Source organism: Microvirga mediterraneensis (assembly GCF_013520865.1).
In the GTDB taxonomy this organism is placed as follows: domain Bacteria; phylum Pseudomonadota; class Alphaproteobacteria; order Rhizobiales; family Beijerinckiaceae; genus Microvirga; species Microvirga mediterraneensis.
Genome location: NZ_JACDXJ010000001.1, coordinates 3559854 through 3583344 on the forward strand (window position 1 = coordinate 3559854; position 23491 = coordinate 3583344).

43 protein-coding genes are annotated in these 23491 nt (G+C 62.3%); 22 read left to right on the top strand and 21 right to left on the bottom strand.

From position 1 onward, the window contains the following. Positions 1-32 precede the first annotated feature (32 nt). The 15 genes from H0S73_RS16825 to H0S73_RS16895 are packed head-to-tail and all read right to left on the bottom strand — an operon-like array spanning position 33 to position 6568. Positions 33-389 carry a hypothetical protein gene (locus H0S73_RS16825; RefSeq protein WP_181053227.1) on the bottom strand — a complete coding sequence of 119 codons (357 nt, stop codon included), beginning with the start codon at positions 387-389 and terminating at the stop codon, positions 33-35. Next, positions 386-1039, bottom strand: a complete 654-nt coding sequence (gene nusG, locus H0S73_RS16830) for a transcription termination/antitermination protein NusG (RefSeq protein ID WP_181053228.1) — start codon at positions 1037-1039, stop codon at positions 386-388. The genes H0S73_RS16825 and nusG overlap by 4 nt, the downstream gene beginning before the upstream one ends. Beyond that, positions 1039-1791, bottom strand: coding sequence for a DNA cytosine methyltransferase (locus H0S73_RS16835; RefSeq protein ID WP_181053229.1), 753 nt, complete (start codon positions 1789-1791; stop codon positions 1039-1041). The genes nusG and H0S73_RS16835 overlap by 1 nt, the downstream gene beginning before the upstream one ends. Continuing rightward, complete coding sequence (locus H0S73_RS16840) at positions 1788-2060, bottom strand: hypothetical protein (RefSeq protein WP_181053230.1); 273 nt, start codon at positions 2058-2060, stop codon at positions 1788-1790. Before H0S73_RS16840 ends, H0S73_RS16835 begins: the two co-directional genes overlap by 4 nt. Continuing rightward, positions 2057-2368, bottom strand: a complete 312-nt coding sequence (locus H0S73_RS16845; protein ID WP_181053231.1) for a hypothetical protein — start codon at positions 2366-2368, stop codon at positions 2057-2059. The genes H0S73_RS16840 and H0S73_RS16845 overlap by 4 nt, the downstream gene beginning before the upstream one ends. Continuing rightward, the gene (locus H0S73_RS16850) at positions 2365-2589 is read right to left on the bottom strand and encodes a hypothetical protein (protein WP_181053232.1); all 225 of its coding nucleotides are present in this window, start codon (positions 2587-2589) and stop codon (positions 2365-2367) included. Before H0S73_RS16850 ends, H0S73_RS16845 begins: the two co-directional genes overlap by 4 nt. Then, positions 2573-3115 (bottom strand): hypothetical protein, encoded by a 543-nt coding sequence (locus H0S73_RS16855; RefSeq protein WP_181053233.1) that lies wholly within the window; start codon positions 3113-3115, stop codon positions 2573-2575. The genes H0S73_RS16850 and H0S73_RS16855 overlap by 17 nt, the downstream gene beginning before the upstream one ends. 19 nt (positions 3116-3134) lie before the next feature. Next, complete coding sequence (locus tag H0S73_RS16860) at positions 3135-4037, bottom strand: YdaU family protein (RefSeq protein ID WP_181053234.1); 903 nt, start codon at positions 4035-4037, stop codon at positions 3135-3137. Further along, the gene (locus tag H0S73_RS26275; RefSeq protein ID WP_181053235.1) at positions 4034-4393 is read right to left on the bottom strand and encodes an HNH endonuclease; all 360 of its coding nucleotides are present in this window, start codon (positions 4391-4393) and stop codon (positions 4034-4036) included. The genes H0S73_RS16860 and H0S73_RS26275 overlap by 4 nt, the downstream gene beginning before the upstream one ends. Further along, the gene (locus H0S73_RS16870; RefSeq protein WP_202049821.1) at positions 4390-4749 is read right to left on the bottom strand and encodes a hypothetical protein; all 360 of its coding nucleotides are present in this window, start codon (positions 4747-4749) and stop codon (positions 4390-4392) included. Before H0S73_RS16870 ends, H0S73_RS26275 begins: the two co-directional genes overlap by 4 nt. Continuing rightward, positions 4749-5012 (bottom strand): hypothetical protein, encoded by a 264-nt coding sequence (locus H0S73_RS16875; RefSeq protein WP_181053236.1) that lies wholly within the window; start codon positions 5010-5012, stop codon positions 4749-4751. The genes H0S73_RS16870 and H0S73_RS16875 overlap by 1 nt, the downstream gene beginning before the upstream one ends. Beyond that, positions 5009-5494 (bottom strand): RuvC family protein, encoded by a 486-nt coding sequence (locus tag H0S73_RS16880; RefSeq protein ID WP_181053237.1) that lies wholly within the window; start codon positions 5492-5494, stop codon positions 5009-5011. The genes H0S73_RS16875 and H0S73_RS16880 overlap by 4 nt, the downstream gene beginning before the upstream one ends. 2 nt (positions 5495-5496) lie before the next feature. Further along, the gene (locus tag H0S73_RS16885) at positions 5497-5772 is read right to left on the bottom strand and encodes a DUF2312 domain-containing protein (protein ID WP_181053238.1); all 276 of its coding nucleotides are present in this window, start codon (positions 5770-5772) and stop codon (positions 5497-5499) included. Then, positions 5769-6074 carry a hypothetical protein gene (locus H0S73_RS16890; RefSeq protein ID WP_181053239.1) on the bottom strand — a complete coding sequence of 102 codons (306 nt, stop codon included), beginning with the start codon at positions 6072-6074 and terminating at the stop codon, positions 5769-5771. Before H0S73_RS16890 ends, H0S73_RS16885 begins: the two co-directional genes overlap by 4 nt. Beyond that, complete coding sequence (locus H0S73_RS16895; RefSeq protein ID WP_181053240.1) at positions 6074-6568, bottom strand: phage regulatory CII family protein; 495 nt, start codon at positions 6566-6568, stop codon at positions 6074-6076. The genes H0S73_RS16890 and H0S73_RS16895 overlap by 1 nt, the downstream gene beginning before the upstream one ends. A gap of 457 nt (positions 6569-7025) precedes the next feature. On the opposite strand from H0S73_RS16895, the gene H0S73_RS26280 reads away from it, so the two are divergent. Next, complete coding sequence (locus H0S73_RS26280) at positions 7026-7847, top strand: S24 family peptidase (RefSeq protein WP_181053241.1); 822 nt, start codon at positions 7026-7028, stop codon at positions 7845-7847. On the opposite strand, the gene H0S73_RS16905 is transcribed toward H0S73_RS26280, so the two are convergent. Further along, on the bottom strand, positions 7844-8104 hold the full coding sequence (locus H0S73_RS16905; RefSeq protein WP_181053242.1) for a hypothetical protein: 261 nt from the start codon (positions 8102-8104) through the stop codon (positions 7844-7846). The two genes, H0S73_RS26280 and H0S73_RS16905, sit on opposite strands and share 4 nt — an antisense overlap. 313 nt (positions 8105-8417) lie before the next feature. Between H0S73_RS16905 and H0S73_RS16910 the strand changes: the two genes are divergently transcribed. The 18 genes from H0S73_RS16910 (at position 8418) to H0S73_RS16990 (ending at position 15171) form a co-directional block, all read left to right on the top strand. After that, complete coding sequence (locus H0S73_RS16910; protein ID WP_181053243.1) at positions 8418-8897, top strand: hypothetical protein; 480 nt, start codon at positions 8418-8420, stop codon at positions 8895-8897. Then, on the top strand, positions 8894-9115 hold the full coding sequence (locus tag H0S73_RS16915) for a hypothetical protein (protein WP_181053244.1): 222 nt from the start codon (positions 8894-8896) through the stop codon (positions 9113-9115). The genes H0S73_RS16910 and H0S73_RS16915 overlap by 4 nt, the downstream gene beginning before the upstream one ends. Continuing rightward, positions 9108-9350: a hypothetical protein gene (locus H0S73_RS16920; protein WP_181053245.1), complete on the top strand. Its 243-nt coding sequence runs from the start codon at positions 9108-9110 to the stop codon at positions 9348-9350. Before H0S73_RS16915 ends, H0S73_RS16920 begins: the two co-directional genes overlap by 8 nt. Positions 9351-9582: 232 nt before the next feature. Further along, complete coding sequence (locus H0S73_RS16925) at positions 9583-9753, top strand: hypothetical protein (protein WP_181053246.1); 171 nt, start codon at positions 9583-9585, stop codon at positions 9751-9753. After that, positions 9750-9944, top strand: a complete 195-nt coding sequence (locus tag H0S73_RS16930; protein ID WP_181052421.1) for a hypothetical protein — start codon at positions 9750-9752, stop codon at positions 9942-9944. The genes H0S73_RS16925 and H0S73_RS16930 overlap by 4 nt, the downstream gene beginning before the upstream one ends. Then, positions 9941-10069: a hypothetical protein gene (locus H0S73_RS26130; RefSeq protein ID WP_281369164.1), complete on the top strand. Its 129-nt coding sequence runs from the start codon at positions 9941-9943 to the stop codon at positions 10067-10069. Before H0S73_RS16930 ends, H0S73_RS26130 begins: the two co-directional genes overlap by 4 nt. Further along, positions 10066-10212: a hypothetical protein gene (locus tag H0S73_RS16935; RefSeq protein WP_181052420.1), complete on the top strand. Its 147-nt coding sequence runs from the start codon at positions 10066-10068 to the stop codon at positions 10210-10212. Before H0S73_RS26130 ends, H0S73_RS16935 begins: the two co-directional genes overlap by 4 nt. Further along, entirely contained in the window at positions 10209-10475 is a 267-nt protein-coding gene (locus H0S73_RS16940) for a hypothetical protein (protein WP_181053247.1), read from the top strand. Before H0S73_RS16935 ends, H0S73_RS16940 begins: the two co-directional genes overlap by 4 nt. Continuing rightward, positions 10475-10978 (top strand): siphovirus Gp157 family protein, encoded by a 504-nt coding sequence (locus H0S73_RS16945; RefSeq protein WP_181052418.1) that lies wholly within the window; start codon positions 10475-10477, stop codon positions 10976-10978. The genes H0S73_RS16940 and H0S73_RS16945 overlap by 1 nt, the downstream gene beginning before the upstream one ends. Next, the gene (locus H0S73_RS25810) at positions 10978-11595 is read left to right on the top strand and encodes a trna delta -isopentenylpyrophosphate transferase (RefSeq protein WP_246388847.1); all 618 of its coding nucleotides are present in this window, start codon (positions 10978-10980) and stop codon (positions 11593-11595) included. The genes H0S73_RS16945 and H0S73_RS25810 overlap by 1 nt, the downstream gene beginning before the upstream one ends. Further along, positions 11592-12026, top strand: a complete 435-nt coding sequence (locus H0S73_RS16955; RefSeq protein WP_181052417.1) for a hypothetical protein — start codon at positions 11592-11594, stop codon at positions 12024-12026. The genes H0S73_RS25810 and H0S73_RS16955 overlap by 4 nt, the downstream gene beginning before the upstream one ends. Continuing rightward, positions 12023-12382 carry an HNH endonuclease gene (locus tag H0S73_RS16960; protein WP_181052416.1) on the top strand — a complete coding sequence of 120 codons (360 nt, stop codon included), beginning with the start codon at positions 12023-12025 and terminating at the stop codon, positions 12380-12382. Before H0S73_RS16955 ends, H0S73_RS16960 begins: the two co-directional genes overlap by 4 nt. Continuing rightward, entirely contained in the window at positions 12379-12651 is a 273-nt protein-coding gene (locus tag H0S73_RS16965; protein WP_181052415.1) for a hypothetical protein, read from the top strand. Before H0S73_RS16960 ends, H0S73_RS16965 begins: the two co-directional genes overlap by 4 nt. After that, positions 12648-13220 (top strand): hypothetical protein, encoded by a 573-nt coding sequence (locus H0S73_RS16970; RefSeq protein WP_181052414.1) that lies wholly within the window; start codon positions 12648-12650, stop codon positions 13218-13220. The genes H0S73_RS16965 and H0S73_RS16970 overlap by 4 nt, the downstream gene beginning before the upstream one ends. After that, positions 13210-13497 (top strand): DUF551 domain-containing protein, encoded by a 288-nt coding sequence (locus tag H0S73_RS16975; protein ID WP_181052413.1) that lies wholly within the window; start codon positions 13210-13212, stop codon positions 13495-13497. The genes H0S73_RS16970 and H0S73_RS16975 overlap by 11 nt, the downstream gene beginning before the upstream one ends. Further along, positions 13490-14155: a hypothetical protein gene (locus H0S73_RS16980; protein ID WP_181052412.1), complete on the top strand. Its 666-nt coding sequence runs from the start codon at positions 13490-13492 to the stop codon at positions 14153-14155. Before H0S73_RS16975 ends, H0S73_RS16980 begins: the two co-directional genes overlap by 8 nt. Then, positions 14152-14580, top strand: a complete 429-nt coding sequence (locus H0S73_RS16985) for a hypothetical protein (protein ID WP_181052411.1) — start codon at positions 14152-14154, stop codon at positions 14578-14580. The genes H0S73_RS16980 and H0S73_RS16985 overlap by 4 nt, the downstream gene beginning before the upstream one ends. Before the next feature lie 375 nt (positions 14581-14955). Then, complete coding sequence (locus H0S73_RS16990; RefSeq protein ID WP_181053248.1) at positions 14956-15171, top strand: hypothetical protein; 216 nt, start codon at positions 14956-14958, stop codon at positions 15169-15171. Here the strand turns inward: H0S73_RS16990 and H0S73_RS16995 are convergent. After that, entirely contained in the window at positions 15135-16442 is a 1308-nt protein-coding gene (locus tag H0S73_RS16995; RefSeq protein WP_246389013.1) for a site-specific integrase, read from the bottom strand. The two genes, H0S73_RS16990 and H0S73_RS16995, sit on opposite strands and share 37 nt — an antisense overlap. 236 nt (positions 16443-16678) lie before the next feature. On the opposite strand from H0S73_RS16995, the gene H0S73_RS17000 reads away from it, so the two are divergent. Further along, complete coding sequence (locus tag H0S73_RS17000; protein ID WP_181053250.1) at positions 16679-17032, top strand: Rid family hydrolase; 354 nt, start codon at positions 16679-16681, stop codon at positions 17030-17032. 4 nt (positions 17033-17036) lie between these two features. Here the strand turns inward: H0S73_RS17000 and H0S73_RS17005 are convergent, their stop codons facing one another. From H0S73_RS17005 to H0S73_RS17015, 3 genes are all read right to left on the bottom strand, one after another. Beyond that, the gene (locus H0S73_RS17005) at positions 17037-17840 is read right to left on the bottom strand and encodes a glycosyltransferase family 2 protein (RefSeq protein ID WP_181053251.1); all 804 of its coding nucleotides are present in this window, start codon (positions 17838-17840) and stop codon (positions 17037-17039) included. Positions 17841-17902: 62 nt separating this feature from the next. Then, positions 17903-18517 (bottom strand): glutathione transferase GstA, encoded by a 615-nt coding sequence (gene gstA / locus H0S73_RS17010; protein WP_181053252.1) that lies wholly within the window; start codon positions 18515-18517, stop codon positions 17903-17905. 131 nt (positions 18518-18648) lie between these two features. Then, positions 18649-19458: an endonuclease/exonuclease/phosphatase family protein gene (locus H0S73_RS17015; RefSeq protein ID WP_181053253.1), complete on the bottom strand. Its 810-nt coding sequence runs from the start codon at positions 19456-19458 to the stop codon at positions 18649-18651. A 247-nt stretch (positions 19459-19705) separates the two neighbouring features. Between H0S73_RS17015 and H0S73_RS17020 the strand changes: the two genes are divergently transcribed. Beyond that, positions 19706-22231, top strand: coding sequence for a heavy metal translocating P-type ATPase (locus tag H0S73_RS17020; protein ID WP_181053254.1), 2526 nt, complete (start codon positions 19706-19708; stop codon positions 22229-22231). Beyond that, the gene (gene cueR / locus H0S73_RS17025) at positions 22228-22683 is read left to right on the top strand and encodes a Cu(I)-responsive transcriptional regulator (RefSeq protein WP_181053255.1); all 456 of its coding nucleotides are present in this window, start codon (positions 22228-22230) and stop codon (positions 22681-22683) included. Before H0S73_RS17020 ends, cueR begins: the two co-directional genes overlap by 4 nt. A 197-nt stretch (positions 22684-22880) precedes the next feature. Here cueR and H0S73_RS17030 read toward each other — a convergent pair whose 3' ends face one another. Next, on the bottom strand, positions 22881-23459 hold the full coding sequence (locus tag H0S73_RS17030) for a tyrosine phosphatase family protein (protein ID WP_181053256.1): 579 nt from the start codon (positions 23457-23459) through the stop codon (positions 22881-22883). Between the last annotated feature and the right edge of the window lie 32 nt (positions 23460-23491).

A 23491-nucleotide genomic window follows, 5' to 3' on the forward strand; every position in this document is an offset into this window, starting at 1 on the left:
CCAACTCTTCTGAGGCAAGAAGTTTATCCGAATTACACGACAAGCGAAAGTATTTTACGCTTCCTGTCATCAAGTCTTGGCGGGAGAACCGTTATCACTACCCGGGTCTGGTGGTCGTAGATGACTCTCACCTTCACCATGCCGCACTTGTGTGGGCTCCATGATCTCACCGTGATAAGCGCGATCCTGCTCCACTTGCCTCTCTTGGGCAGTCGATTGAATAGAGCGCGCCACCGATATTCAATCCGCGGCACGAAGTCATGAAAGGCCTGCGGGTCTATGTCGAACGCCCCATACCGCTCAATAAACCGCTCGACCGCATGAACAGTCCAATGTCTGGAGACCTGCTCCGCAATAGACTGTTGGATTTCGACAACGGCATCCATCACTCAGCCGCCTCAAGCCGCTGCAACTCCGTCGCCTTAAGCCGCACCTTCACCCCACGGCTCAACATATCGACCACGACCTCGACACGACCCTTTGACAGCATGCTCGTCACCGTCGCCTGTAGATCGGTGAACGCTCCTGCCGTGAGCCTGACGACCTCTCCCGGCTGATACTGCGGGCCAAGGTCGGGAAGCCGGGTAAAGTCGAACTCGCCGGCCAGTTCCCGTTCCAACAGCCTTGCCAGAGGATGGATAGGCGTTTCCTGCCCGTCTCGTGGCTCAGGAGCGGGAATGCGAGCCGGGGAGCCGTAACCGTCCCTGACAAGGCCCTCAACGCCGTCCACGCCCCGCATTTTGAAGAAGTCCTGTCCGGGCTTGATGCCGAGGAAGATATATCTCGGGAACAAGGGCGACTCCCGCTCCTCCTTCTTCCTGGCATGAACGACCCAGCGCTTGGTCTGAGGGAGATAGGTCTGATACCCGGCACGACGGAGGCCGAGCTGCGCCCGCCTCTCGCACTTGGGATTGCAGACGACAACGAACCAGGTCAGCCCCTCGAATGTCTCCGGAGGGTTGTGGTTGAGGATGGGGGCGGCGAAGTAGTGGGCCTGACCGATGTCGGCAGACAGGGCGAAGCGGGGGGCTGTGCTCATTATTCGGCTGCCTGTAGCTGGGGGATGGAGAGGGCGGCGAGGATGGCGCGGCCGGTGGCTTCAGGAATGGATGGGTGAACCGAATTTCCTACGGCTCTAAGTCGGTGTGCCGTTCCGGGTATCCCATAATCCACTCTGAGAACGTCGGGGCAGGACGACCACGGCCCAACTTCAGCCAGATCCAATCCGTCAACGTGACGCCTGCGTGGTGGCGTGATCCCGGTTTTCGCGAAGAGGTTGCGTTCCGTGAACCCGATCCGTCCTGTGCCGTGGGGGTAGGCAGCAATGAATAGCCGGTCACGGAGACAAGGGGCACCAACGGCCGCCGCCGGTACGCAATCCCATTCCGCGTCATACCCGCTCTCGGCCATGGCTCCGCATACGGTGCCCATCCCTCGATCGAGCAGAGCTGCCACGTTCTCCAAGAGGACGTAGAGCGGTCGTACCATGCAAACGGCTCGCACCACCTCCCAGAAGAGTCCTGAACGGCTTCCGGCAAGTCCGGCGCCGTTGCCGGCATAGGAAAGATCCTGGCAGGGGAACCCCGCCGTGATGATGTCGGCTTCACCTTCGCGATACTCCGCTGTCGTTACGTCTTCGTCACACCGGACGGCCGGCCAGTGCTTGGCTAGCACGCGCCGGCAGAACGGGTCTTTTTCGATGAAGCGCACAGTCTCAAAGCCGTCCGTGCGCTCGAGCCCCAGGCTGAAGCCTCCTATCCCCGCAAACATGTCGATGATGCGGAGCCTCATGCTGCTGCCTTCCATTCCATGCGGGCGGGCTTACGGGCGAGCGAGGCTTCCAACTCCTGCAACCGCTTGACCTCCTTCTCGAGCGCGGCGATGCGGCGCTTGGCCTGCTGGAGCTGAGACGGAGGCTTCCGGGGCTTCGACCGGGGATCGCGGTGGATGATGCCGAGGACCGTGCCCTTGGTGGTCTTGTACTTCATGGCGATCTGGCCGGCCGAGAGCTTGGTCGTGTTCCAGAGCCATACGATGTCGTCTTTGGGTAGGGAGCTCATGCGGCAGCCCTCGCGGCTTCAGCACGGATGCTGCGAAGCCCCCGCCACACATGAAACCGGCTCACGCTGAAGCGCTCTGCGATCTCGACAGCCCTGAAGCCTTCGTCCCTCAGCTTGGCGATCTTCGCGTAATCGAGAGAGCGGCGGGGGCCTCTCGGCGGGGCGTTGTCCCGCTTCAGGTCCTTGACGTGATACCAGATGGCTTTCGGGCCAACGTCATGCTCGGCCGCCAGGTCGTAGAGGCTGGCGCCGGCGAGCCAACCGGCTTTGATCTTTCGCACGGCTGGGGCTTTGAGTTTGTTGCTCATGCTGCTTGCTCGTTCTTGATGCCGAGGATCTTGGTGAGGGCGGGGCTGAGAGAGACGCCTGACCAGCCTTGGGCCTTCAGGCGGGCGAGTGCTTGTTCAGCGCTCTCCTTCGGCTTGGCGGGCTCGTTCTTGGCGTTCAGTTCCGGACGAACCACTTCGGTCCAGTAGCGAACTGCCCTCTCGCGCTGCTCGGTGGTGGCTTCTTCATTCGGCTGCGGCACGATCCACCTCCTGCAATTCACGGAGCCCCGCGAGGATGCCCTTGCCTGGGCTGTTCAGGATCTGCTCCTTGCGAGTCTGCTCCTCGAGAGATTCCGGCTTCCGTTTCAGGCTGCCCGGTCCACGGTCTTCGGGGCTGACGTTCTCAGCGATGCTCTGGATGACCTTCTCCAGTCGCTGCCGGCGTTCCTGCATCTCGGCCTCGCTCGGCGGGTGATAGGCTTCAGCATCGAGAACCATTTGCAGGCCGATGCGCTGGCCCATGGCGGCCATGGTGAGGTTCTTGGCGCAGTCATGCAGGACACGCTCCGGAGGCGGGAAGGATGCGTCGTACTCGCGGCCGATCTCGCCCCTGAGCCAGCGGGCGTAGGCTTCACGGACAGCCCAGGCCGGGAAGTCCCGCAGCACGATCCGGTAGCCCTCCATGCGAGCCCGCATCATGTCGTCGTCCTGGCGGGCGGTGGCATAGCGGACGAGCAGAGCCCCAATGGTCGCGTCGATTTCCTTGACCGGGCCCGGCTGGGCCATCAGGTCGAGCTCTGCGACCCTACGCTCGATAAACGCCCGCTGTGTCGGGCTCGGCATCGAGGAAGCGGGAAGGGTTACGACCTTCCGGCCATGAGGCCCGATCCGATACGCGTCGTTCTTCCGCTGCGTCATCGCCGCCGTGTTCATCGTCGTAGCCCATGAGGGCAGCGACTCGAGCCGCGGTGCCCGTTGATCGAGCGGCGGAATTGGTTCGACCGTTGCGATTGCCTTGCTGGTCATTTTGGGGGCCTCGGGTGTTGAGCATCACGCTGCGGGCGTAGCTGAAGGGGTCGCGGGTTCCGGCATGCAGGGCGGCGTCGATGCCCTGCTTCACCACGTCGGGGGGGTGGTCTTTCAGCGCCTTGCCGATCCACTTGCCGACGCTCTCGGGCGACTTCCCGGACAGATCGGACAAAGCAGCCTTCGTGTTCCAAATCTGATCGTTGATGGAAACTTCACGAGGCGCGATGTCGGCAGACATCTCCGATACGCTAGTATCGGAATACTCTTTACTAGGGTTAGGGTTAGGAGCTTTTTGCTGGGTTACCTGCGAAGAACCCGCTGGGTTTTGCGCTTCGTTATTTTCCAATGACTTAGGGCGCCCACCGTGCTTCCCGTTATCGCGTGCGACTTCAGCACGTTTGCTGACGACAGAGCGCTCTTTGCTCAACCGCTTCTGTGTCCAGAACCCTTCTTCGAAGGTCCAGAACTCCATGATGGCGGGCTTGATACGCTTCCATGTGCGGCTATCGACGCGAGCCCAACGCGAGAGCTTTTGATCGTCATCCGGCAGACGGCATTCCGGCAGGCGCCAAGCCATCATGAGCAGGAGCAGGTAGGCTCCGGTCTCCTGGGCCGTGAGATGGCCTGTATCGGCCAGAAACGCGTCGGTGAATAGCGGGAGGCTTGGGAACTGGCTCATGACAGCCACTCTTCGGGTGTGCGGTCGCCCTTGGCCGAATTACAGGAAGCGCAAGCGATCACGATGTTCTCAGGATCATCCGTGCCACCGCGAGAGCGCGGGAACACATGGTCCCGATGGAAGGGGCCGCGAGTGGTGCCGCAATAGTGGCACTCCTTGGCCTCGCGTCGGGTCTGCCTCAGAAGGGGCGCGGCCGCCCTGGCAATCCGCTCAACCACGTCGAGCGGGATGTCGAGCTCACGCGAGATGGAGACAGCATTGCGCCGCATGTTGAGGAACACACACACGGCGATCACGTCGGCGCGGCGAAGCGCCAGCCGGTCGGCAAGGTCAACCCAACGGTCCTGGCGCCTCATGCCGCACCTCCGGTCGCGAAGAGGTCGTTCTGCCCTTGCTTGCGGTGCCGGGTGATGCTGGCATTGATCGCGCGGTGCGGCCGGTCCCATGCATTGTGGCACCGCTGGCAGAGCGCGCGCAGATTGGCCGGATCGTTGTGCGTCTCGTCCTGATCCATATGAGCAATGGTCAGAACGACCTTAGAGCCCGTCTCAGGGTGCGCCTCGCCATTGACAGCGCGGCACTCGGGACGATTAGGCGTCCCCTCACAACGATTGCCAGCGCGATCAAGGATAGCTTTCCGAATAGCCAGCCACTCAGGGGAGCGGATAGAGCCGCCTGGATAGCGCTTCATCTTCTCGGCAGAGATAGGCATCAGGAAGCGCTCCTTTTGCTGGCGACGTACTCGCGAACGGCTTCCTCATTGGCCTTGAGCCAGCGGAGGGTTTCGACGGCAGCCTCAAGGGCAGGCTGCGATTTGAGGGTGTTCATGCGATCAAGTTCGATGACCTGGCGCTCGTTGTCCTTGAGCTTTGGGCTCATCAGCCGGCGCTCGGCAGCATCAAGGAAGCCGCGCCGAGACAGCATGTCGGAGGCAACTGCACTGATCTGCTGATCGAGGCTCGGCTTCTCGCTCATTCGGCGGCTCCCTGACGGAAGTCCGCGTACATCGTCTCTGCGGCATAGCGGGCGATGAGGGCGGCCTCGGCACGGCCGTGATCCTTCTTGCGAGAGAAGCACGTAGCGGCCGGCCAGAGACGGGTAGCAAGCGCCCTCGCCTCTTCCTTGTCGGAGGACAGGCGGAAATGCTTCTTCCACTTGCCGGGGGTGACAAGGTGCATGGGGATGAAGGCAGCACCGATGACGCCACGGACGAGGCCGTAGGCAACGCCGAACTTGAAGGTGGACGACACGCCCTGCTTCGGCATGGCGCCGACGAGCTCGACCATCGCGAGCGACGGACGTGCCTCTTCTAGGCGGCGGGCAAGGGCTGCCGGGTTGATCGCGCCGTCAACGGTCGGAACGTCCTCGGCAATGATGGTGTGCGGGGCGGAAGGCCAGTACAGGGCGATTGCGCCCGATGAGCCTGGATCCACGCCGAGAATGCAGATCTCGCTCATGCTCAGCCCTCACGCGTATGCGTATGCGCGTGAGGCGCGTTCGTGTAGGCGTCGAGATACAGGTCGAACAACGACGAGCGCTCGGCCTGCTTCTCAGGGTTCTTCGCCTGCTTGCGGAGATGGGTGACCAGATCGCCCAGGGCAGTCTTGTCCAAGCCGTTGCTCTTAGCCTCAGCGTAGATGTCCTTGATGTCCGCCTTCAGCGTGTCCTCTTCCTCCTTGATGCGGAGGATGCGGTCCACGTAGGAGCGGATAAGATCGGGGGCCATGTCGCTCATGCAGCGCTCCTGCCGGTCTTGAGGGTGCGGTGAACGTTGGAGACAGCGCAGCCGAGACGTGCAGCGATGGCCCGGTAGGTGAGCCCCTGATCCTTCAGCGCCTTGCAGACATTGAACGCGATCTTCTTCCGGGGGCCGCGCTTGAGCGGGCCGAAGGGCAACTGGATGCCCTGCGTATGCCGGTGGATCGTGCCCCTGCCCCGAACCTTCGTCAGTGCAGCGACCTCGCTGATGCTGTGCCCCTTGGCACGTAGAGCCTTGATGGCGGCGATCTTGTCGTCAGAGATCGGGAGGCCGGGCATTAGCGGCCCCCCTTCGCCGCACGGGCCTTTGCGGCTTCCGTGAACTCATGCACTTCCGCGCCCGCCTTCTGACCGACAGCGGCAAGGTTCTCGGCTTCCTTGGGAGTGATCACTCCGTCCTTTGCGGCCTCGTAGAAGGCAGATGCCATCTGCCCGACTGCGCCAATGGCTTCGACGGCGGCAGTGTCGAGAACGGGGAGAGGGTTCTCAACGGCGGCTTTCGGAACAGCCACGAACCCGAGCGCATCGGCATAGGCCATCAGGAATTCAGGGCGGCCACCAGCGTCGACGACCGCCTTCTCGATCTCGTACATGATGTCGATCGGCGTGAAGACGCTCTCGTGAACCTGCCCGTATCGAGACAGGAGCGATGCGCTGCCTCGCGTGAGGTCCGCGCGCTCGACCGCGGAGACACCGCCAAGCGTATCGAGCAGCATACGCCAAGCAGCCTTGAAGCCGGAGAAGGGAAGAATACGACCGCGATCTTGAGACATGCGCGTGTTCCGTGAGTGTTCTAAGTTCGATTGAAGATGACGGTGGGCAGAGCCGGTGCGATATTCCCCAGCGTGGAAGCGGGGGCTGAAACGAAAGCGCGGGCGGCTAAGGGATTGGCGGTTGAGCCGCCCGCGCTCTTCTCATCGGCCGAAGGGGCAGAGCCGATGGAAGCGGAAAGGGATAGGAGAAAGCTCAAGCAGCCCTCTCCGTATTAGCTGTGGCCCCTGGCTCGTTTGCGGGACTATCTTTTCCGCGCACAGAGGGACGAGCATGGGCAGCTACAAGCACCTCGTAGGAGACCCCCTTGATGCGCCGCTTTTTTGCGGCCTGCACCAAGGCTGGCCAGTAATCGACGGGGATGGAGCCGCGCGCCTTCATGACAGTGGCGTGGCTCTCCCGTTTCAGACCCAAATCACGGGCCAATTCCGAAGCGGATGGCCACAGGGCGAAGATCTCGTGAACGCTGCTCATCCCTTATTACTACGATACGTAGCAGATGAAGTCAACACCATTCGGAGTAGCGAGTTTGCTACAACCAGTGTCATGAAGACACGGGGCGAACGTCTGGCTTGGGCCAGGGAGCAAGCAGGATATAAATCCAAGAGCGAAGCAGCGCGCGCTCTCGGCATCGCCGTCGCCACTTATAACGCGCACGAGCGGGCCGAAGAGCCAGGCGGCAGAGACTTCAGCCCTGAACAGGCAGAAGCGTACGCCCGCAAGTTCCGAGTCGCCCACGCATGGCTTGTGACCGGAAAAGGGGACCCGAAGGCGGGAGGTGACGAAGTGCCACCTCAACTCCGCCCGGTAGAAATGTCAGTGACGAACTACGTCATTGCCGGCGCCGTTGCAGCTGGGACATTCCGCGAGGTTAGCGAATTCTTTGACGAGGAACTGCCAAAGATCACCGCTGCCGCAGACATGAGATACCCTGAGGCCCGACATATGGCCTTTGCGATCGAAGGCGATAGTATGAACAAGGCCCGGCCGCCGATGCTTGAGGGCGGCTATCTCCTCTGCGTCGATTACGAGGATCTGGAGGGCCGCGTTCCGCTCAGAGACGGCATGAAAGTCGTTATCGAGCGTACAAAGGACGCCGGTCACCTCCGCGAGTGGTCTGTCAAAGAGGTCGAGCTGTACGAGGACCGGGTCGAGTTTCACCCCCGATCTGACAACCCCAAGCATAAGCCCATTGTTGTGAGACGGGATTTTCAGCCGGACGACGGAACTGAGGTGAAAGTCCTCGCGCTGGTCAACAGCGTTCACTACCCGACTTACTAATAGGGAACGCTGATCCATTCGACCTTCACTCCGGTGATAGTCCCGATTGGGCACTCACACTTCCCGCACAGGAAAGCCTGCTTCGCCAGTAGGCCACTCTCAATCAATTCGTCTTCTGTCGTGATCTCCGGTGGAATGGCCTGAAGGTAGCGCGATGAGGGCCGCTGGCAGTTGTAACAGTTGAGGAAAATTTGAAAGCGCGGCACCTCGCTTCGATAATCGTCGCCGTAGTACTCGGGAATCATTTGGCTCGACATTCGCCCCTCCTGTTTACCCCGTTAGGCTGAACGAGGTTCTAGAACAAAACAAGAACATACCCCTGTGGAAAACGGGGATGGACGTTCTTTTTCTTCCTAAGCGGATCGAAGCCCATGCGGATTATATCTGCTACGTATCGTTACAAGTCGCTTGACAAGTCTTACTACGTGTTGTAGCAATAAGCATCCAACGCCAATCGGATGACCCTCATGCCCCTCCTGAAATCCATTGCTGGAACAGCACTTGAATTAGCCTGCCTCGCCATGTTCGCGTCGGCGGTCGGCGTCCTCTCGATTGCGATGGGGGCGTAACATGGCTGAAAGCAAGCGTCCGACCAGCCGCTCTCCTGAAGTCATTGAGATCGCGGCTGAGAAGCTGGCTCCAGAGGTTGCCAAGTGGTGCAACGAGCCGGTCAATGATGAAATCCGCGAGGGCCTCGTTAGCGCCCTACGTTATGGCACTGACGGCTACAAGCTCGCACGAGAGCTTGAAGACAAGTGGTACATCAGCCCTGACGCTGAACTGGTCGAGATCCTCGAAGGCGCATCTTCTATCGTATGGGATGCCGAGCGTCAGGCTGTAGCCGAGTGGGTCAAGACGAACGGCATCGCCGCTGACCTCCCGATCGAGACCCTCGTTGAGACGCCGCATGGCACTGGGGTCATCCGGGATAAGAGCGAAGAGCAGGCTACCTATACGGTCTGCATTCCTGAGCATGCAGAGCGCAGCACCGGTTACATCGGCACCATCTACCCGGTCGAGAAGTGCAAAGTCGTGGAGGTGGCGCAATGAGAGCCTCCCGTTCTCCCCGCCGTTCCCTCCCCGGCTTTTCCGTCGATATGGCTCTGCGTGATATGCGCAGGAAGCCGGATCCGGTTTTCGATGACATGCTGACCGCCTTGAAGGCTGTCTCGTCGTATCACGGCAACATCGGCTTGAATGAGCCCTTCGGTGGCATCCTTTCGCTTGTTCGTGATGCGATCGCCAAAGCGGAGGCGCGCAATGGCTGATGTCATCGCCTTCCCGCGCCATCTGCGCGTCGTCTGCTCCGAAGTCACCGAGGCCCGGACAACAGCCCTGACAGCGTTCTTCCGCGATGTTCTCCCGGCTTGCCCATGCTGCCATGGCCGGGGCGTGTTCCTCTTCCGCGATCCTGTGACGAGGCTTCCCGATCATGCTCCCTGCCCTTGCGGCGGGACGGATGAAGACCGGATCGACCTGAACGACTTCGGAGGGGCTGCGTGATGAGAACTCTCAGCACTAGCCGCCTGAAGAAGGGTGATGTCGTAGAGATGGCCTCTGGCGGCTCTCGTGACATCGGACGGCGCTTTCTCATCCTCGATCCGCCGTCACCTCTCGATAGCTTGCATCTGACCTACGCCACGAAGGCAGGGCTTGAGGATCGCAGACATACACCGTGGACCGGATGGTACGGCGATTGCACGTGGCGGCTCATCCACCGAGCGGAGGCTGCCTAATGCCCCACTTCTCCAAGGAAGAGCGCGAAGTCCTGATCCCTCTCATTGAGGATTGGGCCAAGAACGCGAAGGACGAGAACGCTCGGCGGCAGCTCACCCGCTCCCTCAAGCGGTTGCAGGACTCCGATCGTCACCATGCAGCCAAGGACGCCGAAGGGAGGAAGGCATGAGCAAGCGCCGCCCCTGGAGCGAAGCGGACGACCGGTTTCTAACGACCTACTACGGCGAGTGCGGCGTCTCCGCTGAAATGCTCGCCGAAGACCTGCAACGCACGGTCGGATCTGTCAGGCAGCGTCTTCTGGTTTTGGGCGTGAAGGCTCCTGAATGGAAGCGCAAGTCAAAACAAGGAGCACAGTCATGAACCTCTGCTCTCCCCGCTGCAAGGCCTACTGCGAGAAGGCGTTCACGATCTTTCTGATCGCCACGATCCCCGCTCTGGTCGGGTTCATCGTCTTCGCTGCCTGCCAGGCGATGAAGACACCATGAAGCCGGTCGTGATCAATCCGCGCTGGCGCGGACCTCTCACCAAGCGGGCCGAACGTGTCCGCATCGAAACAACGGCGCGTCTGTGCCGTGAGCTGGGGCGCGAGAAGCCGGTGATCCGGCTCCCCAAGGGAGACCAGAAATGACCATCCTAAAAGCCTTCGGCCCACGTGCCCGAGAGATCAAGCATTCGGTCGACAACTTCGCCCACTGTGCCGACATCGCCGCCGCCTACATGAGCGACACGGCCAACGGACCCGGGCAGGCGGAATACGACATCGAGCAAGCCGTCAAGGAATTGCGCCGCGCCGCCGACACCCTGGAAGCGCTGGACGCCAAGATCAAAGCGGCCCGCCCGATGACACAGCAGGCCCCGCGTGTTCCCGTTCTCACATACGGACAGTACTGATGAACCCCATTCAAATCTCTGCCCTTGAGCGGCAGATCGAAGACCTGATCGCCTCCTATCCGGAGCTTGCCGAAGACGAGACGCTGCGGGCGGATATGGTCCAAGGCTCCACCGATGCCGAGGAGATCCTCTCCAAGGTGGTTGATCGGATGATGGAAGCCGAGAGCATGGCTTCCGCAATCGGCAAGCGGGTAGACGATCTGAAGTCGCGTCAGGCTGCCTACGACCGCCGCAGCGATGCAATGCGCAAGCTGGCGTTCCGCATCATGAGTGCGGCCCAGGTGCGCAAGATGCCCCTACCCGAGGCGACCCTCTCAATCCGGGCCGTTCCTCAGTCAGTCGTTGTGACGGACATGACCAAGCTCCCGCGTGAATACGTGAAGACCAAGACCGAGGAGAGCGCCGATCGACAGAAGCTCAAAGAGGCTCTGCAGGAAGGCAAGGAGATCCCCGGCGCCATGCTGTCGAACGGTGGCGAGACGCTCGCGGTAAAGGTGAAGTGATGAACCACAAGGACAAGAAGATTGCCGAGACCCTCGCCAAGTTTGGCGAGCCTATGGGCGACAACATCTGGCGCGTCCAAGGGACAGCAGTCATCTACCACAAGACGCTTGAGCGGATCGCAGCGCAGGCAAAGATCCAGTTCGACGTTCCGACCGTCCTTCGTGCCGAGAAGGAGGAAGCTGTCCTGATGGTCGTGGGCCGGATGGGCGACCGCCTGGAATGGTCCATTGGTGAAGCCACCATCGGCATGAACTACCGGGTTTCCGGCAAGCAAGCAGCCTACCCCTATGCCATGGCCGAGAAGCGCGCGAAGGATCGCGTCATCCTGAAACTGATCGAACTCTCTGGCGACGTGTATTCGGAAGAGGAAGCCGACGAGTTCAAGGAGAGCCGACCGGATCGCGGCCAGTCTCAGCAACGACAGGAGCAGCGCCAGAGCACGAAGGTGAGCGAGGCCGACATCATTGCCGAGTTCCGGAAGGCCGGCAGCGTGGAAAGCCTGAAGGGAGTCTATGCGACGGCCAAGCAGTACATCGATCTGATGAACGAGAAGGCTGTCGATGAGGTGCGCACAGCCTACACCGAACGGCTCCATGAGCTCCGGGAGGCGGCATGACCACCCGCGTCGTCGCCACGGAAGCTGACCGGCAAGGTCTGATGCGCCTGATCCAGGCCCGCGAGCTTCCCTTCACGGTTGAGATCGTGAAGGGCAAGCGTCGCTCCGTCGATCAAAACAGGCTGCAGCGCCGACTCTTGAGCGAGATTGCCGAGCAGACCGACCAGACCGCGGAGGAGGTTCGCGCCTACTGCAAGTTAACGATCGGCATCCCAATCCTGCGGTCTGAAAGCGAGCTGTTCGCGCAGAAGTACGACGCGCATATCCGCTCCCTGCCCTATGCGACCAAGCTGGCAATGATGGCTGAGCCGTTCGACTTTCCCGTAACTCGTTTGATGTCGGTGGCGCAGAAGACCCGCTACCTCGATGAGATCCAGCGCCACTTTGGCGCCCAAGGCGTGATCTTCTCTTCTCCCCTGGAGGCAGCATGACCGATCCCCGCCCCTCCCTCTCTGACAAGAAGCGCCGGGAGCTCTTCCTCATGCACGGCGGCGTCTGCCACCTGTGTGGGATGAAGATCGACGGCACCCGCCAGCGCTGGGAAGTCGAGCATGTCATCCCCCGCTCCATGCTTGGGAAGCTTGCCGACACCGACGACAACATGAAGCCTGCGCATGTCGACTGCCACAAGGTCAAGACGGCCGAGGATAAGGGGAACCTGGCTCGAGCCGTTCGCCGGCAGGATCGCCATACAGGCGTTCACCGATCAAAGACGCCCATGCCGTTCGGACGCAATTCGCCATTTAAGAAGCGGATGGATGGGTCTGTCGTTCGGAGGTCGAAATGATCACCGTTCAAGACCGCTATGCGCAGGAGTGGCGCCCGGGTTCCTGGCGCAAGCAGGGCGTGGACTGGAGCTGGCGCCGAGGCACGCTCGGCGGATCCCGCTGGCGCATGCGGCTCGATGGCGTGACGGTCGGATCTGTGTGGCCCTCTGGTGCCGGCTGGCGGGCCTTCGGCGGCATCGGATCCACGGCCAAGAGCCTCGGCGTCTATGACGATCTGGAGCGGGCCAAGACCATCGTAGAGGCATGGACGAGAGGGGTTGAACAATGAGCACGACCGAGACCGAGAAGACCCTCCCCCCTGGAGATGTAGAGAAGGTGATAGCCCGACTGCGCGGGTTTCGATCCATCAATGAGTGGGGCGACCCATGTCATCATACGGAACTCGACGCAATCGCCGATCAGTTCGCCTCCCTCCTCACCACCTCTACAGAGGGAAACAAGAGGCTGAGAGTGGAGAATGAGCGGCTACGGGCGGATTTGCACGACGAATGCTTTGAGCATGGCAAGGTGATCGCCCAAAGGGACGCCTCTCAATCTCAAGCAGAAGCGATGAAGGCGGCTCTGGAGGAGTCCGCCAAGATCGTCCGCGCTTATGAAGATGCAAAACGCGATTGGGGCAACGAGATCGAGCGGCTACAGGGCGTCAAGGCACGTCTGGAGGGGGAACTGCTCGACATGACCGAAACCGCCAGCCACGCCCGCTCCGAGGCCAAGCGGTTACGCGAAGCCCTCAAGGGAGAGATGCGCAGCACCGGGCTCTATCGCCCTTCGATGAGGCAGATGGATGAGGGAGATGCTGCCCTCTCCATAAAGGGAGGCGAGAGCAATGGCCGGTAAGATGACAGATTGGATCGACGTGAATGATCGCCTCCCCGGCGAGCAGGGCCAGGACAGCGAGGATGTGCTGTGCTTCCTCAACGGCCATTGCGGCATTCTCGATACCGAGGCTCGTATGGGCGGCGGATGGGGCATTCGGCTGGGGTTCTATGACGCCGGTAAGCGCATGTTCCGCTGCTCTGGCCAGCCCACATGGGAGGTGACCCATTGGATGCCTCTCCCCGAGCCTCCCTCCCTCACCCGCCCCACCATCAAGAATGAGACACGCCATGACTGAGATGCGAGAGAAGATCCTCGAGCGCGCCCTCCGTTCGATTATGCAAGCCTGCGAAGATGGTCGTGTCTGCGATGATGTGGCTTGGTACGACCAGTACATCACCCTGTACGACTTCTGCGCCACGGAACTGGAACGCAGCCAGAATGCTGAGGCTCAGACGGAACTCGCCCTCCTGTCCCAATCCTCTCCTTCGGGAGGGGGTATGAGTAAGGGCGCACCCCTGACGGGGCCAGGCTCTCGTCCTGCGGACCATGCCCTTTCAGGTCATGGCCGTTCCGGCTTCGATCCTTTGCGCGAGACGGAGGCAAGCCGCCATGTTGAACGCATCACGCAAAGCATTCTGGACAACTGCCCAGGCGCGACACCTGACGGTGCCCGGTATGCTGCGGTTGAACCGGCCCAGGAAATTGAGCGGCTGGAGCGAGAGCGCGACGGCGCACACAAAGCCGCCGATTGGAATATGCTGGTTGTGGCCGACAGGGATGCTGAAAACGAGCGGCTGAAGGCGGAGATTAAAGCTGTCCGCGAGGGCATCCAGAAAGCCAAGAACATGCTGGACGAAGGTATCCCATCAGGAGAGCCCGTCCACCCTGTCTCCGCCTACCTAACGACGCTCGCCGTGCGCCTTGGAGAAGCCTTCAAAGGAGAGAAGGCATGAGTGACATCGTTAAGCGGCTACGCCAGTGGGACGAGAACAGCCAGTTTGGGAAAGCCCTCTTAGTGGAGGCGGCTGGCGAGATCGAGCGGCTGCGGAAGGACGCCGCGCGGCTCGATTTCCTCGACGGGCTGAATGCTCGGCTCAATACGGCCTGGGGCACGACCTACAAATGGGAGCTGGTCATCAACCACAACGTCAACCGTCTGCTGCTGTCGGACATGAAGGTTGACCTGAACGACATGGCGGCAAATGGCCTGAAGTCGTGCCGGGACGCCATCGACGCGGCAATGGTTCGCGTCAGCGATCTGCGCCCCGAAGGGGTCAAGACCGAAGGGCTTGATCCGAAGGACGCGAGCGCGGTCGGCGTAGCCGAGACGCCCTTTTCCCCCTCTTCAATCTCCCAGGAACAGGAGAAGGGGGTATGAGACGACACGAGCGGGAAGGCTACACCAAAGGCGATATCCAACGCCGTGCCAATGACGCCCTTGTAGCCGATCAGGAACGCCGAGGCTTAGATGTGCGTGGCTGGTCTATCCCAGGCACAGCCGCCCGAGGGTTCGCAGAATTGGCCGCGGCCGCATGGAACAGGTTCTACCGGCTTTGGCTCTTGCGGGCTTACCTCACACCCTATGAACGTGAATACCATCTGCGCCGAGCCCGCATCTGCTTAGATTATGCCCGCCAATGCGACAGACCCCGCTTGCCGGGCGCTTCCCTAACCCCCTGAACTCAAACAATCGAAGCGCGGAGACGGAAGGGATCTGCGCTTCCCCTACGGTCATGGATGATTGAGGAAGATGATGGGACAGGAGCCTGTCACAGAAGAGCGGTTGGAAAGGGCGCTCGCGTATGCGGCCTGGGTAGTTGCGCGGCATGGAGCGGTCTATGTGCCCCTCTTCGACCGGCTGGAGCGCGAGTTGACCGCCTACCGCAGCCAGCACTCCTCGATTGAGGAGCGCGTCAAGCGCCTCCTCTCGCCTCAGACCCGCGATGGTGCCGTAAAGGCGATCCGCTGAAGCCACTCCCGTTTCTGTGCCAGGCTTGGCCCTGTTCCGTACTTGGGTCGGCTGTATTTATGCCCCATGAGATTGGCGATGAGCTTTTCCGGGGCCTCCACGGCGGTAAGCCGGTCCTCGAAGGTATGCCGTAAAGAATAGAGGGTTTGCCCTTCCGGACGCAGCTTGGCGTTCCTCATCACCTTGTTGACGATGGCAGACAGGCCGGCGCCCTTATCCCGGTAGCGGGGGAAGCCGTCAGGCTGGGCCTCCATGGCCATGAGCGCCACCCCGACCAAAGGGATATCCCGTGCCGATTGCTCCGTCTTCATCTTCCGGCCAATCGGTCGGACGGAAACATAGGGGATCGCGGCGTTGAGATGGATCGTCCCTCGCGTCAGGTTCACGGCCTCGGACAGACGGAGCCCGGTTTCGGCGATCAGATACAGGACCCGCCGCGCCTCGTCGTTGAGTTGATCGAGCGCCCCGTCCTTCAAGATATGCTCCTGCACGAAGCTGGCGGGGTACGGGATGCGCGAGGCCGTGGACTCGCCCTCGATCCGCAATTCGCCGAAGACTGGCTGGAGCCCGAGCCGGTCGGCCCGTTCGATCTCGCGGAACATCTTGTTCAGGTGCCCGATGTCCTTGTTGGCGGTCCCAATATCGACCTCTCCAGTAAGAACACGGTCCTGCCACCAGACCCGGAAATCTAAGGCGTCGCCTCGGGTCACGCGGTTGATGGGCTTGTCGCCTATGACCTCCAGCAGGTTGGCGATGGCCCGCTTCTTCGGGTTCTTCCACTTGCGGATCTGGTCGGGCGACATGTTGACCCGAGAGGCCGCCGTGATGGTCTCGAACCGCTCGAACAGGCCAGAGAGGGACAATTCCGGCTCCGGCTCACCACCCAGGACAGCAGCATGAACTTGCTCATCATCGGGTAGCTTAAGAGCGATCAGGCGCTCGAACCGCTCCAGAATGTCGGCAATGGGCCGGTCCACCAGCTCGGGCACGGTCGCATAGTCGAAGCCCAGGGACCGGGCACGGCGGCGGGCCTCCATATAGCGGTCGCGGGCCTCCATCGACCGGCCGTCCCTCAGCCCCTTCCAGTAGGCTTCCGTTTCCTTATTCAGGCGCTCGGCCACCTTGCGGGCTCTGACGGCTCTAGGGTCATCGGCAATGCGGATCTTGGTGGAGAGCTTGACCACGCCCCGCAGATCGAGCTTTGTGAACTCGTCGGGCACCCGTCTGGCGTATTGCCAGAACCCGTTTCTCTTGGTCAGATAATCGGCCAATTGGATGCCTGCATGTTGGACGCCGTGTTGGACGTTTTGTGGCAGACATCGAAGGAGGGAGTCAAGGAAAGTTTCAAAAAACCCTTGCTTTTCAATGAGAAATGGGGATGATGGTTGACGGACTCCGTCTCCGCCATTTCCCACGGCTCCATTCTTCTGAAAATCTTCGGCTGTCATCCGTGCGCGGACCTGTGGTAGGAGCCTGGCCTGTGATCGGGCATGGGGAGAATCGCATCGTGGCGGATATTCGGCGGATCGGCGTTGCGGCGCGCTACAGCGACCTCGTGATTCTCGACGGAAGAGCCTATTTCTCCGGGTACGTGCCCGAGACGACTCTGGGCCAGTCGGCAGCGGAGCAGACCCGGGACATCCTGGGGCAGATCGAGCAATCCCTTGCGGAGATCGGCAGCGACAAGTCCAGGCTCCTCCAGGCGACGATCTGGCTGGCCGACATCGCCTTCTACGACGAGATGAATGCTGTCTGGGATGCCTGGGTGGTCCCCGGGCAGGCGCCTGCTCGCGCCTGCGTGGAATCCAAGCTGGCGGACCCGGATTACAAGCTCGAGATCCAGGTCGTCGCCGCGCTCTGAGCGCTTAGGCCTTGACCCGCTTCACCTGGGCGTCCGATTTCGCGAGCGCTCCCAGGCGCTTGCGCTCGTAGTGCTTCGCCAGACGCAAGTGACGCCAGGTCGCGTAGTTCATGGATATCAGAAAGCCGTAGGTGCCGCGCAGGAAGTGCAATCGGCCGAAATAGACTTTCAGGAACGCCGCCGGAAACTCGAAATAAACGCGCCATGTGGGGATCGAGACTCCCCTCACCTCGAGGTCGACCGCCTGCTGGTCCGCGTAGCTGTTGAGCTTGGCCAGCTGGTCGCCGAGAGAACGGACCGACCTGTGATGCACGAGCCCTTTCAGCTTGCCGACCTTGGTCTTCGGCTTCAGGTCGACCCGGTCGTGAACGAGCGACGACGAATACCGCCCGGCATCCCGGCGATAGAGCCGGACGGGCGCGATCCGGTAGGCCAGCGGATGGGGTGCCGCCTCGCCTGGATAAGTCTCGGCGATGCGGATCCCATAAGCCTGGCAGGGCGGCTCTCCTTGAGCGAACAGCCTGCGGATCTCGGCCAGCAGCTCCGGCGAGACCTCCTCATCCGCGTCGAGGTTCAGCAGCCAATCGTACCGGCACTGGTCTTCCGCGAAGCGCTTCTGGAGCCCATAACCGGGCCAGGGATTGAAGATCACCCGAGCACCGAGTTCCTCGGCCACCGTCTGCGTTCCATCCGTCGAGCCTGAATCGACCACGACGATATCGTCCGTCAGCCCCCGGATGGCGCGGATGGTCGCTCCGATACGGTCGGCCTCGTTCTTGGCAATGATGAAAACGGAAACAGGAAACATGGCACCGGGTGCCTAGCGCATCGTGCAAACAAGTGAAACCGGTTTTTCGTCGCCGTCTCGCTTCAGGCGACGATCGACAGGCCCTCGGCCTGCAGGGCCCGCTTGACCATCTGGCGAGTGGAGATCCGTCGCATGTACTCCAGAACCGTCACATGGCCGGTCAGGTCGATTCTGTGGAAGCGAGCCCAGCTCAGTACGGTGAAGCAATAAGCATCGGCCACAGTGAACCTGGGACCACCCAGATAGAGCTGCCCTCGAAGGCACTGATCCACGTAGGCGATGCGCTTCTGGAGGCGGCAGACGGCCAGTTCCCGGGCGTTCGGGGGTGTGGGTGCCTCCCAGAGCGGATCGAACCCCTTGTGGAGCTCGGCTCCGGTGAAATCGAGCCATTCCTTGACCTGATAACGCTCCCAGGAGCCGAGTTTCGGAAGAAGCAGGGCCGACGGGGCCTGATCCGCGAGGTATTCGAGGATCACGGGAACCTCGGCCAGGATACCGCCGCTCTGTAACGCCAGGGCGGGAACATGGCCCTTCGGATTGATCCGGCTGAAGTTTCGTCCCGACGCAGTGGTCTGCGTTCTCAGGTCGACCTTGTCGTATTCGATGTCCAGCCCGGCCTCGAAAGCGATGATACGCGGCGCAAGCGAACTGGCCCCGGGAGAGTAGTACAGCTTCATGACGGTTCTGCGCCCCGCTGACACATGGATACGTAACGTGACAACGAGGGTTGTTTCTATGTCACAAAATTACACCTTCAAGGCATCCTGGCGACCTGCCCCATCATTTCTGTTGCCGGCGCAACGATGACCTACAGGAACTCTCCCTCGCGCGCCTGACTCGGCATGGCGGTTCCGAGCCGCTTGCGCACACGCAATTCCGCAAGGAGCGGGAAATGATCCGATGCGACGCGGGTCATGGGATTCCGAACGGGACCGGCGTCCACCACCTCGATGGATTTCGTGACGAAGACATGGTCGAGGCGCAGGACGGGCGCCCGCGTGTGGAATGTCGGCTGGGGCTCGCCGAAGGAATTCGACAACTGGACGTCCTGCATCCGGTTCGCGATCAGACGGTAGGAGCGCGAGTAAGGCGGCGCGTTGAAATCGCCCAGCAGGATCGCCGGGTCGCCGCAATCCGGATGGCCGATCCAATCGGGGCCGATCAGGGCGGCCGCCTGGGTCCGCCGCTCCCCGGAGCGCAAGGAGAGATGGGCGTTGACCACCTGGACGGTCTGGCCGTCGATCTCGACGGACACCCAGAGGGCGCTCCGCTTCTCGAAGGACGGTCTGGTCGATTGCGTGGGAAGGCGGCCCGACTGCACGATTTTCGACGCATGGCGGGTCAGGACGGCAATGCCGTACTGCTCTCCCAAGATGCGGATTGTGGGCTGGAAGTGCAGATCCATGCCGAGCCTCGACGCCACGGCTGCGGCTTGATCGATCTCCCCTGCCCGCACGCGCCCGACACGGACCTCCTGCAGGGCGACGATGTCCGGATTGCAGGACGCGATGACATCGGCGATCCGGTGCGGTGAAATCTTCCTATCCGTGCCGAGCCAACGATGGACGTTGTAGGTGAGGATCCGAAGGGTTGGCCCCTGTTTGTCGCTATGCTTCAAAGGTCGGCACCGGCTCGATTATCGTTAAAGGTCAGAATACCGCGTCATTCGCCAAAGCGGGAGGTCGCCTCCGCCACCTAGGTGGCAAACGTGTCGGATCAATGACCCAGGTTCAAGCATGGTTCCCCAAGCAGGGCCGGAGTTCCCGTCGACCTGGGTATGCGAAGCCCATATTCAGGGCGCGCTTGACCTTCCCATGATTGGAAGGATTACACCTTGCTCCTATATGAAGAGCAGGAGATTCATCATGCCCGCCGGCAGCCTCGCCCCTATCGACAGCATCGACATCCCCGTCCACGGCATGACCTGCGCGTCATGCGTGGGACGTGTCGAGAAGGCGATCCGCGCCGTGGAGGGCGTCACGGCCGCGAACGTCAATCTGGCGACGGAGCGGGCGCATGTGGAGTTCGCCCCGTCCGGAGCCGATCCCGCGGCGGTCGCGGAGGCGATCCGGGCCGTGGGCTACGAGCCGTCCGAGAGCACGGTCGAACTGAAGATCGACGGCATGACCTGCGCCTCCTGCGTCAACCGGGTCGAGAAGGCGCTCACGCGCGTACCCGGCGTGGTGGGAGCCTCCGTCAATCTCGCGACCGAGCGGGCTGCCGTCCGCTATCTCGGCAGCGGGGCTATCGTGAGCCGCCTGATCGGCGCCGTCGAGCAGACCGGCTACGAGGCCAAGCCGGTCCAACGGGAGGGGGGCCAGGCTGACCGGGAGCGCGAGGCTCGGGAGGCCGAACTGGCCTCTCTGCGGCGTTCGCTCGTTTTATCCGCCGTTCTGACGCTGCCTGTCTTTGTCCTGGAAATGGGCTCCCACTTCGTCCCGGCGATCCACGACTGGGTCATGGACACGATGGGACACCGGGAGAGCTGGTATCTGCAGTTCGCTCTCACGACCCTGGTGCTGTTCGGCCCAGGCTTGCGCTTCTACCTCAAAGGCCTTCCGGCCCTCGTGCGCCTTGGCCCCGACATGAACTCGCTCGTCGCCCTGGGAACGCTGTCGGCCTACGGATACTCCCTCATTGCGACCTTCGCATCCACACGCCTGCCTGAGGGCACGGTGAACGTCTATTACGAGGCGGCGGCCGTGATCGTGACCCTGATCCTGCTCGGCCGCTTTCTCGAAGCCAAGGCCAAGGGCCGCACGTCGGAAGCGATCAAGCGCCTCATGGGCCTGCAGGCGAAGACCGCCCGGGTGCTGCGCGACGGCGCGGCCCGGGAGGTCCCCCTCGACCGGGTCGAGGCCGGTGACCTCGTCCAGGTCCGGCCCGGCGAGCGGATCCCGGTCGACGGCATCGTCGTGGACGGATCGTCCTATGTGGATGAATCCATGATCACGGGCGAGCCCCTTCCCGTCGAGAAAGCAGCCGGCCAGGAAGTGGTCGGCGGCACCGTCAACCGCACCGGCAGCTTCACCTTCCAGGCCACCCGCATCGGCGCCGACACGGTGCTGGCCCAGATCATCCGCATGGTCGAGCAGGCGCAAGGCTCGAAGCTCCCGATCCAGGCCCTCGTGGACCGGGTGACCGCCTGGTTCGTGCCCGCCGTCATGGCCGCGGCCGCCCTCACCTTCCTGGTCTGGCTTGTCTTCGGCCCCGACCCGGCCCTCACCTTCGCGCTGGTCAATGCGGTCGCCGTGCTGATCATCGCCTGCCCCTGCGCCATGGGCCTGGCTACCCCGACCTCGATCATGGCCGGCACCGGCCGGGCGGCGGACCTCGGGGTGCTGTTCCGCCAGGGCGAGGCCCTGCAGAGCCTCAAGGAGGTCGGCGTCGTCGCGCTCGACAAGACCGGCACCCTGACCCAGGGCCGCCCCGCGCTGACCGACTTCGTCACGGCTCCCGGCTTCTCCGAGGCCGAGGTGCTGGGGCTGGTCGCCGCTGTCGAGAGCCGCTCCGAGCATCCGATCGCGCAGGCCATCGTGGCGGCGGCCGAGCGGCGCGGCCTGCCTCCCTCGTCGCCCGACGGCTTCGAGGCCGTGCCGGGCTTCGGCGTCTCGGCCCTGGTCGAGGGACGCAAGGTGGAGGTGGGGGCGGACCGCTTCATGGCGAGGCTCGGCCACGACACGGCTGAGTTCATGCCGGCCGCCACCCGGCTCGGCCTCGAGGGCAAGAGCCCGCTCTATGCCGCCCTCGACGGCCGGCTCGCGGCCATCGTGGCGGTGGCCGATCCCGTCAAGGCGACGACGCCGGAGGCGATCGCGGCGCTGCATGCGCTCGGGCTCAAGGTCGCGATGATCACCGGCGACAACCGCAGGACCGCCGAGGCCATCGCGCGGCGGATCGGGATCGACGAGGTGGTGGCGGAGGTTCTGCCCGACGGCAAGGTCGAGGTGGTCAAGCGCCTGCGCCGGGCGCACGGCTCGATCGCCTTCGTGGGCGACGGCATCAACGACGCGCCGGCTCTGGCGGAGGCGGATATCGGCCTCGCCATCGGCACGGGCACGGACATCGCCATCGAGAGCGCCGACGTGGTGCTCATGTCGGGCGACGTGCGCGGCGTCGTGAACGCCATCGCGCTCTCGAAGGCGACGATCCGCAACATCCGGCAGAACCTGTTCTGGGCCTTCGCCTACAACGTGCTGCTGATCCCGGTCGCGGCGGGCGTGCTCTATCCGCTGGACGGCACCCTGCTCTCGCCGATGGTCGCCGCCGGCGCCATGGCGCTGTCCAGCGTCTTCGTCCTCGGCAACGCCCTGCGCCTGCGCGGCTTCAAAGCGCCCATCGCTACGGTGCAATCGGCTTCTCACATCCAAACCGTCGAAGGTGTCGCATGAATATCGGACAGGCAGCCGCGGCATCGGGCGTATCGGCCAAGATGATTCGCTATTACGAATCCATCGGACTGATCCCCAAGACCGTGCGGACGGAATCCGGATACCGGGTCTATTCGGATCACGACGTGCACACCCTGCGCTTCATCCGTCGCTCGCGCGATCTCGGCTTCTCCGTGGAGCAGATCACGGATCTCGTGTCGCTCTGGCAGGATCGCGAGCGCGCGAGCAAGGACGTGAAGGCCATTGCGCTCCAACATGTGGGCGTGCTCGAGCGCAAGATCCAGGAGCTGCAGGAGATGGCATCGACCCTGAAGCATCTCGCCAGGAACTGTCACGGCGATGCGCGTCCCCATTGCCCGATCATCGAGGAACTGGCGAGCGACCACGTGGAGCCTGTTCCCGCGAAGGCGGATGCGAAGTTCGGCGCGTTGGGGAAAGTGGCGGCGCGATGAGGGCTGCTGAGCACGAGTGCGTCAAGCCTCATTCAAGAGGCGGAGCGGGTTCTAGCGTCTTATCATCACCGGCCTTGTGCCGGTGATCCCGATGATATGATGCGCAGCGCCTCACTGGATCGGGATGGCCGGCACAAGGCCGGCCATGACGTGGAGGACGGCATTCACAGCAGGAGCATCAACGGATGGTTGCTCTATTATGCTGCCATCTCGACCTCGCGGCCGCGCCCGAGATCGTGCATCACCTGCACATAGTTCGGCATGCGGCGGATCTGCCGGCCGTAATGGCGGCGCAGTGCGTCGGTGAGCCGTCCATGACGCGACAGGAGGTCGTCCGCGAAATCGACCATGAGGGAATTCGGCCAGGCCTGGGGCCGGATCTCCGCCAGCCGCTCGAACAGCCTGTCCTCGCTCTCATCCGGATTGGCCTGAGCCATGAGCGTCAACATCGCGGCGGTCGAACGCGAGATGCCCATATGGCAATGGACGAGCAGATGCCCCTCGACGCGCCCGCCTTCCTCCTCCGCCACGTCGTCTCCGAAGCGGAGAATGGCTTCCACGTCCTGCGGCGTGGGTAGGATCATGCCCGGGATCGGGTTGATGATGTCGTGGAAGCGCAAGATCGTCCTGCGATGCCGGTCGTAGGCCTCGAAAGCCTCCGGATCGGGGTGGTTGGGATCGAGAATCGAGAGAACATGAGTCACGGACCTGTCGCGCTGGTCCGGCAGTTCGGCGATGCCGCAGATCGTGAGCATCTGTATGGGTATGCGCTGCATGAAAACGCTCGCTCGAGGCGTGATTGAGACAG